At 49.2% G+C, this 10,338-nt stretch carries 8 protein-coding genes and 1 rRNA gene; 4 read left to right on the forward strand and 5 right to left on the reverse strand.

Going from position 1 to position 10,338, the window contains the following annotated elements; translation table 11 throughout:
• Window positions 1–12 precede the first annotated feature (12 nt).
• Window positions 13–1,626 carry a methyl-accepting chemotaxis protein gene (locus QL223_RS22685; RefSeq protein WP_281546046.1) on the forward strand — a complete coding sequence of 538 codons (1,614 nt, stop codon included), beginning with the start codon at window positions 13–15 and terminating at the stop codon, window positions 1,624–1,626.
• A 26-nt stretch (window positions 1,627–1,652) separates the two neighbouring features.
• Here QL223_RS22685 and recC read toward each other — a convergent pair whose 3' ends face one another.
• Complete coding sequence (recC, locus tag QL223_RS22690) at window positions 1,653–5,048, reverse strand: exodeoxyribonuclease V subunit gamma (RefSeq protein WP_281546047.1); 3,396 nt, start codon at window positions 5,046–5,048, stop codon at window positions 1,653–1,655.
• Between the two features lie 126 nt (window positions 5,049–5,174).
• A complete protein-coding gene (locus tag QL223_RS22695) occupies window positions 5,175–6,098 on the reverse strand; it encodes a TDT family transporter (protein ID WP_281546052.1) in 924 nt (307 codons plus the stop codon).
• A 166-nt stretch (window positions 6,099–6,264) separates the two neighbouring features.
• On the opposite strand from QL223_RS22695, the gene QL223_RS22700 reads away from it, so the two are divergent.
• On the forward strand, window positions 6,265–7,173 hold the full coding sequence (locus QL223_RS22700) for a LysR substrate-binding domain-containing protein (RefSeq protein WP_002536302.1): 909 nt from the start codon (window positions 6,265–6,267) through the stop codon (window positions 7,171–7,173).
• Here QL223_RS22700 and QL223_RS22705 read toward each other — a convergent pair.
• Window positions 7,170–7,856 carry a DNA-3-methyladenine glycosylase I gene (locus QL223_RS22705; RefSeq protein ID WP_281546048.1) on the reverse strand — a complete coding sequence of 229 codons (687 nt, stop codon included), beginning with the start codon at window positions 7,854–7,856 and terminating at the stop codon, window positions 7,170–7,172. The two genes, QL223_RS22700 and QL223_RS22705, sit on opposite strands and share 4 nt — an antisense overlap.
• Before the next feature lie 81 nt (window positions 7,857–7,937).
• Between QL223_RS22705 and QL223_RS22710 the strand changes: the two genes are divergently transcribed.
• Both QL223_RS22710 and dapD read left to right on the forward strand, forming a co-directional pair.
• Complete coding sequence (locus tag QL223_RS22710) at window positions 7,938–8,234, forward strand: YebG family protein (RefSeq protein WP_002536299.1); 297 nt, start codon at window positions 7,938–7,940, stop codon at window positions 8,232–8,234.
• A gap of 227 nt (window positions 8,235–8,461) precedes the next feature.
• Window positions 8,462–9,493 (forward strand): 2,3,4,5-tetrahydropyridine-2,6-dicarboxylate N-succinyltransferase, encoded by a 1,032-nt coding sequence (gene dapD, locus QL223_RS22715; protein WP_281546049.1) that lies wholly within the window; start codon window positions 8,462–8,464, stop codon window positions 9,491–9,493.
• A gap of 78 nt (window positions 9,494–9,571) precedes the next feature.
• On the opposite strand, the gene QL223_RS22720 is transcribed toward dapD, so the two are convergent.
• Entirely contained in the window at window positions 9,572–9,940 is a 369-nt protein-coding gene (locus tag QL223_RS22720) for a DUF2799 domain-containing protein (protein ID WP_281546050.1), read from the reverse strand.
• 162 nt (window positions 9,941–10,102) lie between these two features.
• Window positions 10,103–10,218: ribosomal RNA gene (gene rrf / locus QL223_RS22725) — 5S ribosomal RNA — on the reverse strand.
• Between the last annotated feature and the right edge of the window lie 120 nt (window positions 10,219–10,338).

A 10,338-nucleotide genomic window follows, 5' to 3' on the forward strand; every position in this document is an offset into this window, starting at 1 on the left:
GATATACTGAGTATGAAATTTGTTGAAAATCTATCTGTGCGATATAAGTTGCTACTTATTGTATGCATCTCAGTGATTAGCATTGTCCTGCTGACAGCTTTCCAAGCGAGAAGCCTGCATAAAGACCTCCTATTGGAGAGAAAATCTAGCTTAATGCAAACCATCGAGCTGGCGACGCAAATAATCGACAGTCATTATCAGAGTGATCCCTCCGAAGCCGGTCGTGATAAAGCGATGGCCGCTATCCAACCGTTAACTTTTGGTGCAGACGGTTATTTCTTCGCTATCGATAAAAAAGGCATCATGTTAGCAGGCGCAAAAAGTCTGCTCGGTAAAGATTTCAATAGCTTCCGAGACAGCAAGGGAAACCTGCTTCTCAGAGATTTCCGTCGTGTTGCCCAGCCAGTAGAGGGCGGCTTTACCAGCTACTGGTTCCCAAAACCGGGCGGTAAAGAGCCATTGGAAAAAGTCAGCGCCGTAAAACGCTATGAACCTTGGGGGTTGCTGATTGGTACTGGCCTCTACGTTGATGACTTAGAGACACTGGTATGGAAAGAAACCTCACAGGCTGCATTTTTTGCACTGTGTGTCACCGCTATTCTGGTGCTGCTGGCAACCATGCTCTCTCGCATGCTGGTCAATGCAGTACGTGAAATTCAGCGCGCACTGAGCGTGGTAGCTAGTGGTGATTTGACCGCCCGCGCCAATGTCAACAGCACTGACGAGCTGGGCGAAATGTCACGTAACCTCAACGCTGCTTGTGAGCAATTGCAAGGCCTGCTTTCCAACGTGGATTCCACGCTGCTTCAGCTAGATTGCGACAGCAAAACCATGGCTGATTTGGCGAACCGCTCTACGGATGGCATTCGCAACCAAAGCCAGGAGCTGGATTTAGTGGCCAGTGCGATGGAAGAAATGTCCTCTGCCATCAAAGATGTTGAGTCCAGCACACTCAATGCACAAGAGAGTACGCGTCACTCCCGTAAACTGGTGACTGAAGCTGAAGCATCACTATCTGCCTCTCTGGGTAAGTTTGAGCAGGTGAATGACGATGTAATTGATGCTGAAAAGAGCATCCGTGAGCTGGCCGCATCAAGCGACCAAATCAGCGATGTGGTCACTGTGATTAACGATATCTCTGAGCAAACTAACCTGTTGGCGCTAAATGCCGCGATTGAAGCAGCACGTGCAGGCAGCGCAGGCCGAGGGTTTGCGGTGGTAGCAGATGAGGTACGTAAGCTTGCGCACTCCACGAAGGAGTCGACAACTCAAATCAACGCCATCATCGAAAGGCTGCAGGAGCGTGCCCAAGTCGCCGCGAAAATCATGAGCAGCGGTACAGACAAAACCGCACAAAGCCTTGAGCAGGCAAGACTTGCCCAAACTCAGCTGACGGCGCTATCTCAGCTGATCAATGAATTGGAGCAAATGAACACTGCTGTGGCAGCATCCACCTCACAGCAAGCCAGCGCTTCGCAGGAAGTTGCACGCAGTGTGGTCAATGTCAGCGATATTTCTCACACCAACCGCGAAGCATCGGAAGATACACTGGGACTGAGCGACAAGGTGAAATCTCTGAGCGACACCGGACGCAGTCAATTGTCGAAGTTCAAGATCAACGCTTGAGTTTACTAAGAAGACTGACTCCTCAGTCAGTCTTCTTTTTTCTCGCCATTTAGCGCAGGTAGCAACAAAGTCTTACCCAGTTCAAAAACCTGATCGAGCAGCTCATCTTCTCCCTGTGGCCAGACCCGAGCCACATAAGTATTTTCTCCTTCTCCAGAGACCATATAGCCCCCTTCAAAGGCTGAGCGCATTTTGCTGCGCGCTTTATCCAACGTGGCGTCGTCTTCCGACCAATGACCTTTCTTATCAATACAAGTCGCTAAGCCCGCCTGCGCAGTATTTGGTAGATAAGGCAGTGGTGCTTCCGTCCCCGCAAGATAGTATTCGATGTAAACCCCAAGGCTCGATAAAGCGTCTTCTTTGGCAATAGAACTCCACACCACATCGTCATCCACTCCGATGAAGCGTGTTTCCAGTTGCTCGCCTGCCGCGCACTGGCAAAGGTGATCAATCCATGCTGCCAGCTTGTCTCTCGCCCTGACTTTTCCGCTTCGATACAGAATGCGACCAGCGCGGTAACGCTCATCCAGCCAGCCTTGAAGTTTGACCGCGCCACGGGAGGTGGCGACAGAAAGATTAATCTCCAACGCTTGTCGTTTGTCGCTCAACAATGGTTTCAACTGCGCGTACTGAGCCAAAATTCCGGCTTGTTCTGTCTCAAGTGTCAACTCACCAAAATGATTGAGTGGCAAGCTGCCGCTCGCTTTTTGCTGCCTGAAGAAGGCTTCCAGCGAGGCTTCACTGTCATCATGGGCAATAACATGGGAAAGGAGCGCATCGCGTAACTGGTAACGGTGAAGATTATCGAGCGCAAAGGGTTCAGCATCTTCCATTGCCCCTTCCGGCGACTCAAAGAATACCTTTAAGCGGCGGTTGAAAAAGTACTGAACAGGTAAGCGCCAAAATCGCTGAAGCTCTGCAAGTTCGACCACACCGGATTGCAGATCAGGCTCTTCACTCAGAGCTTTACCATCAAGGAAAGGCGATGCAAGTTGCCCTTCGCCACGCGCTGCTGGTAACCATTCCGCCGCGTAACTTTGACGACTTTCAGTAAAGGCCTGTCGGCTGAAAGGGACGAGTGGATTATGATGATTCAAGGCGTTGAGCAGACGCGCGCCGGATTCATGCTCCGGCAGAGCTTGGTCGCCTTCAAGGCAGTATCCCAAACGGCAATAATCGAGTAATTCAGTCACCAATACAGAAGGCACTTTTTCTGTGTTGTCCTGAACGGAACGGCCTACATAGCTGATGTATAAACGTTGCTGTGCTGATTGCAGCGCTTCGAGGAACAGGTATCTGTCATCATCCCGACGGGAACGGTCACCAGCGCGGGTACGACCCGCCATCAAATCAAAGCCAACCGGCGCGATGGTGCGCGGATAATCGCCGTCGTTCATACCAAGCAGGCACACCACCTGAAACGGGATAGAACGCATTGGCATCAGGGTACAGAAGTTCACCTGACCGGCAAGGAAGCGCTGACTGACACGCTCGCCCCCGAGCTTTTCTTTCAGATAATCACGCACGATCGGGAGCGCCAATGTTTGGTTGAAGCCAGCGTCATCCAGTTGGGTCAGCCAGTTATCCAATTGGGTGCGGATAAGCTGCCCTGCTAATTCTTCGTCTGTATCCAGCGCAAACATATCGTCAAAGAGTGCTGTCAGTGCCTGCACCCAGGCATGTCCGTCTTTCGCGCCCAGCAGCACTTTTTGCGTCGCCGACATCACACGGAAGAACTCACCTAACTTACCTGCCAGCTCTGCTTCCAATCCTTGTACTTCGTCATACGCCAACACATCGTTGTAAAGCCCGACGTCGCTCGGCATGGCGTAACCCAGCAACATGCGGTTAAGACCAAACAACCAGGTGTTCTGATGTTGATGAGGCAAGGAGAAATGTTCCGCCGTCGAATCATCGAGTCCCCAGCGAATGCCTGATTCTTCTACCCAGAATTTAACCTTCTCGAACTGGCGGTTATCAAAACCAAATTGACGCATCACGGAAGGAACTTCGAGGATTTCCAGAAGCTCCGCTGCGCTACAACGGCTGTCCGGTAGCCCCAATAATCGCAAGAACGTTGTTAGGATTGGGCTTTCCTGATCCGCGGTGCGGTCAGAAATCGAGAACGGAATAAAGCGCTCACCGGGCGCATTGCCAAATACTGCCTGAATCGCCGGGCTGTAGGCATTAATGTCGGCGACCATCACGATAATATCCCGCGGCGACAGGTTCGGGTCTTGTTCGAGCATCTCAAGCAGCCTGTCATGCAGCACTTCCACTTCACGCATCGGACTGTGGCAAACCTCCACCACGACAGAGCGATCTTCAGCAGAAATACCCACCTTGCTCTCACTGGTAAGGGTTTCCTGGATGTTACCCGGTTCAATTAAATCAAGAATATCAGCCTGAATATGATGAAGTAGGCTGTCACGCTGCACATCGACAAAGCCCTGATCGACCTCATTACATTGGAGGTCAGAAATCAGCAGTAGGTTGTCTCGGCCAAGCTTACCCATAGACGCCAGCAGGCTATTACCGACTTCGGCCGAGTCATCTTCACTGACTAATGGCAGGGCAAACTGCGCCGGCTCTTGAGTATCACTGGCACGGCTGATGCGTGACTCCATGCTGGCTGCACGTCTCGCCAGATAACGTTTGTCGCGGATATCCCCCCAGTAATAACGACAGGGGTTGGTGAACATATAGTGGACATCAACATTCTCACCCAATGCTTTAAGGGCATCAAGATAACGAGGAGGCAAAGCAGAAATGCCAAACACAAAAACGCGCTCAATGCCTTTCAGACCGTCTGGTTTCCCTTTATGAGACGCTAGTGCCTCAATAAACTCTTCATAAAGATTGGCACGGTGAAAAGGCGACTGCTCCTGCTGAAGGGTGTAATCGTAAAGCGCCTGCCAAAGCGTGGGTTGCCAGCTTTTCTCCTCAGCCAACTCATCAACAGTCTGCTCGTTTTCCCATGCCTTTATCCACTCTGGTCGGTACACCAGATATTGGTCATAGATATCGGCAATCTTACCTGCCAGTTGGTAAAGCTTCTGATTGTCGTCATCGCCTTCGAGGTAACGTTTCAGTTCATCAAAGTCTGGTTGGTTTAGGAGCTCTGGCAGGACAGTCATCAACTTCCAGGTCATCGCTTCTTTGTTGAAAAAGCTTCGCTGCGGCACATCATCCAGAATCTGAGTGAACATCTGCCAAATGAAAGTGGCGGGAAGTGGGAACTCAACATTCGCAACAATCCCTTGCTCTTTGGCCATTTCCAGCTTGAGCCACTGCGCCATACCCGGGCTTTGCACCAGGATTAATTCCTTTTGGAAAGGATTATCCAACGGCTTTTTCTGAATGATGGCGACCAGCAGACTTTTCAAAAGATCCAACTGGTTAGAGTGATAGACAGTGAACACGGGCAAGACTCTTGAGAACGTTATTGGAGAGATTGTGGCGGAATGCCCTCAAGAGTGCAATTTCATGCAGTTAGAAATGAAAAAGCCTGCACAAGATGCAGGCTATTTTTAACGATTTCGCGAAAATTATACTGTGGCTGGCGTTTTCCATTGCAGTGAAATGAAGCGGCGGTAATGCATGGCCACATACCCAACCACGATGGTCGCGACCACCAATTCGATGATACCCAGCACATAAACCTGATTCACGTAAGTTGCCGCAACGCCAACCGACTCTAACCAAGCCGCAGTTTTAAACAATGCTGTCGCGCCGATCACCATTGGGAAGGTAAAAGCGGCATAACCCGGTGAGAATGGCAAACGCAACAACTTGGCAAATGACACGTAAATCACCAGTGTCATCAGCAAGGCAATCCCCAGAAGCACTGCCACAATGACAGGTGAGGGTGATTGGCTCACGGTTAGGTAGCCAGCCAAAGACAGGCTTGCTGGTGCAGCCAGAATCGCAATGGTTGGCTTTGCCGCATCTGGCACCTCACCACAGAAAATCAGGCGGTAAAGCATGAGTGGCAACAACACAGCATAAGCCAGTAAACCAAATAGCATAATGCCATCCGCCACGGGACGCAGCGCAGGGTTACCCGAGAAAGCAACATCCGCAACTATCAGGCCCACAGGTGGCACAAACCAGCTTGGTACCATGTGTGTGAGTGAGAAATCACGGGCACGGTGATAAACAAAAGAAACGAGGAACGCGACGTGGGCGACCACGGCCAGCATCCAAAGAGAATCGCCCGCAAGAGGAGACACTTTGCCAACAGAAGCAGAAACAATCATCACGCCCATAGCAAAAGTAGGCACCACACTGCCGACAACAGGGTGCTGCAAATCGCACCAAAGACCTTTGGGAGAAAAAGTAAATTTCAGTGCGATCATCAATAGCATCACACCACCGATCACCGCCCCTAAAACCTGAGCATTCCCACCGAAATTACCGACATTTTCCCAGCTCCAACCGAGGCTTGCGATTGCCAGCGCGAGGCCAGCCATTGGAGTAGGAAGTAAGTTGAGACGTCTACGCATTGCTCTGTCACATCTTTAGAAGAAAAACACATAAAATATGATAGAACGACATCATGATTTAGTATATCTGAATATCTTTAACCTAAAGTTAAGTTAAACTTAAACCAGGTTAAATCTATGGGTAGATAGCTAGATGTCATTGTCTCTTCGCCAGCTACAGGTTTTTGTCGCCGTTGCGCAGGAAAAAACCATCACGGCTGCATCCAGTCTACTTTTCCTCTCCAAACCTGCTGTCAGCATGGCTATAACAGAGCTGGAAAGTCAGCTAGGACACAAACTGTTTGAACGGGTTAACAACCGTTTGATACTCAACGATCAAGGTCGTCGACTCCTCCCTATGGCAGACGAACTGCTTACCCGAAGTGATGAAATCACGAAAGTACTGAACTCTGATGGCGAGCTCTCTGGCCACCTTAGGTTGGGCGCAAGCGATACAATAGGAAACCAACTGGTGCCATTTTTGCTGAGGGACTTCAGGGCACAAAGCAATCATATTGACCAGGAGCTGGTGATATCTAACAGTCAGTCGATCATCGACAGATTGCTCGCATTTGAACTCGATATCGGACTGATTGAAGGACAAGGTGAAAGTAAGCACCATTTGGGAAACGATGATTTACACATGCAGCCTTGGCTCTCTGACGAAATGTGTATTGTTTGCGCCATCGACCATCCTTTGGCGCAAAAAGAAGGTATTACGCTGTTTGATTTGGAAAATCACGCATGGTTGTTGAGGGAAACAGGCTCCGGCACCCGTGAGCATTTCCTCTCACGAATTGCCCCTAGATTGGAGAACTGGACGGTAGCTTTTGAGCTTCGAACCACTGAAGCCATCATCAATTGTGCTGCTGCAGGGCTTGGTTTGGCTTACCTTTCAACGCTGGCTGCCAGGCATGCCATCAGCAATAAAAGACTTCATAAGCTGACATTGCCACTCGATCTGCGCCGTCAGTACTGGTTGGCACACCACAAAAGCAAACACCACTCGCTGCTGTTTGAACGTTTTCTAACCTTTACCAGCGAGTGGCAAGTTAACGATTAATAGCTGTTATCACCCACGCTGAAAGCGATAATCTGGCTAATTTGGCAAAGTGGACGTCCACTTTCTTCCTGCCATTGATTAAACGCTTCCTGCGCCGCATTCAAAGATTTTCGGGTATCCCGGCCACCATCAATGATCTTGTGAGCCCGCAGATATCCCTCAACATCGCCAGACAGGATAAAAGTATCTTTACCCATCATACGAAGTGAATAAGGCCCGGTATTACCTCCCAAGCGACTCCCATGCTTTTTCAGGTGTGCCCATAAGCCAATGATGTCATTTTCCGGCCACTCCGCGACAAACTTGGCAAAGCTGCCGTGCTGCTTCGCTGCACTTTTCATCATCTGGGCATTGTGGGGAATAGTCATGACTTTACCCAGATGGCGAATGATCGCAGGGTTTGTGGCTTTCTCCTCCCACATTTCGGGCGGAGTTAGGCACATTTTTTCAATATCAAAGCCCCAGAAGACTTCTTCAAAACCTGGCCACTTGTTTCTCACAACCTGCCAATTCATTCCCGACTGGAAGATCTTCTGACTGAATGTCGCTAGCCATCGATCATCCGGGATCTCGCTAAGCTCTTTTACGCTCTTAGGGTGTGCCAGACGCTGCTCCAGATCGCTGTTACTTCCCTTTCTTGTTGCTGCTCGATGATAAATATCTGAGAATTTTTCCAATGCCATCACAGTAATCACGGTTAAACTAGACAGGTAACTTTACTCTACTGTATAAACAGACAGTAAACAAATTAAGAGAGGTTAACCATGGCCGTTATCGTCAAATATGTGGTTGAACGCAACGGAGAAGAGAAGATGACTTTTACCTCTAAAGCGGAAGCTGACGCGTATGACAAAATGCTCGACATGGCAGATGAGTTATTTGAGCTGCTGGGTAAAAGCGAAGTCACAGGCGATGAAGCGCAACGCGAAGAACTGTCCCTTTTCCTTGCGCAAAATCGTGAAGAAGTACTCTATGCTCTGGGAGCTAAACGCAAGCCCACCCCAAAACCAGTAAAGAAAAAGGCTGAAGCCCCAAAGGAAGATGACGCCGAAGCGGCTTAACTTCTCAATAAACGCTCCCATACGGAGCGTTTTTTATTTCAACATTGTCCTAATTTTCGGTCTATTTAACCCATATTCACTGCAAGAGCCGTTAATCTAAAGGATTCTCTCCACTCACCCTTCAATCTTGATGCACTTCACTTTAAGATGTCTCCAGCTATCACAATTATCATGCAGCATCTGATATCAACCGATGCTGGTGTAAGAGACAAGGAGACTCCCGGATCATGGCCAGTTTTGCTTTAGCGTTTGGCACCGCGACCAAAAACAAAGACGGAAAAATCATCGAAGCATTTTTCCCAACCCCAGTTCTTAACCCTTCAGATTCTCTGGTTTCAGCTCTTGCTGACGTTGTGGGTTACCAGGGCAGTAACGAAGCGTTTGAAGTGGAAGCAGCACAATGCGCAGCTATCGCTTCTGCTTTCGCAGCAGCTGACGAACAAGCAGCAGCATCATTTGCGACCAAAGCAGCGGAGTCTAACCAACCACTCGTTCTGACTATTCTTGCGACTGACGAAAAGCCAGCAAGCGTGGCAGAGGGCTTCCTTAAGCTTCAACTCATTTCTCACCGTCTTGCTAAGCCTCATGGCATAGTGCTGGATGGCATTTTTGGTCTACTGCACAACATCGCTTGGACTAACCAAGGACCAATCGATCTACCAGAGCTTGCTGAACGTCAAATGGAAGCTCGCCTGAAAGGTGAAACCCTGACAGTAGATTGCGTAGACAAGTTTCCTAAGATGGTTGATTACGTGGTTCCTGCAGGCGTCCGTATTGCAGACACCGCACGTGTTCGTCTGGGTGCGCATGTGGGTGAAGGCACCACTGTTATGCACGAAGGCTTCATCAACTTCAATGCAGGCACTGAAGGCGTCAGCATGGTGGAAGGCCGTATTTCTGCAGGTGTGATGGTCGGTAACGGCAGTGACATCGGTGGTGGTGCTTCAATCATGGGCACCTTGAGCGGTGGCGGCCAAATCGTTATCTCTATCGGCGAAAACAGCCTGTTGGGTGCGAACGCGGGTCTTGGTTTCCCACTGGGTGATCGCTGTACCATCGAATCAGGTCTGTACGTGACTGCAGGTACAAAAGTCTCCATGCTGGATGCAAACGGCCAAGAAGTGGAAACTGTAAAAGCACGTGACCTGGCATGCAAAACAGACCTTCTGTTCCGTCGCAACTCAGTGACCGGTAAGATTGAGTGCCTGACTAACAAATCTGCGGTTGAGTTAAACGCTGAGCTACACGCGAATAACTAATGCTTTGAGATATGCACTAACAACAAAGGCTGACATTCTCGTCAGCCTTTTTTATATCTATCTATGTTGTTCGAGAGCTTAGAAAGGAAAATGATCCATTTGCGATGAACCGCGCCCGATGTTCCAGTTTTGATAGAAAATCCAGCCGTCATTTCTATCATCACAAAATCCGTCATATCGCTCACCCATAAATCCCATTTTGAATGCACGGGATGGGTCACAGAACTTCTCTTTTGAAGATTCGTATGAAGTTAAATAGACTTCTTTTTCGCCCATATCGTTAGCTCCAAGCTCTGCTAAAGACTCATTGGAGCGCTTTGGCAATTGCAATGAAACGTCTCTTTCAGCTAGGCCAGTCCAATCTTGGTTTTGTGCGAGATCAAGCGTCGAAGTGCTGGTGCACCCAGCCGCGAGTAAAACGGGCAAAAGTACTATCAGCTTTTTCATAACAACTCTCCTCTCCGCTAAAGATTTAATCTAACACACTTTTATGAACGGTTGCTGAACACTTAAGCAATAGGTTACGTAGTATATAGCCAAAGAGATTTCATTACCGCCAAAACGCAAAAAAGCCCTGACCGTCAGGTCAGGGCTTTTTCTAAATTGGAAGCCTGGCGATGTCCTACTCTCACATGGGGAGACCCCACACTACCATCGGCGCTGTTACGTTTCACTACTGAGTTCGGCATGGAGTCAGGTGGGTCCATAACGCTATGGTCGCCAAGCAAATTCGTTAAAATCTTGGAAAGCTGTTTTTAATGCTCGTTCTACACATTCAACGTTCTATTCGAGTCCGTCAAAACCCCTTGGGTGTTGTATGGTTAAGCCTCACGGGCAATTAGTAT

It is taken from the genome of Grimontia sp. SpTr1, assembly GCF_947387585.1.
In the GTDB taxonomy this organism is placed as follows: Bacteria; Pseudomonadota; Gammaproteobacteria; order Enterobacterales; family Vibrionaceae; genus Enterovibrio; species Enterovibrio indicus.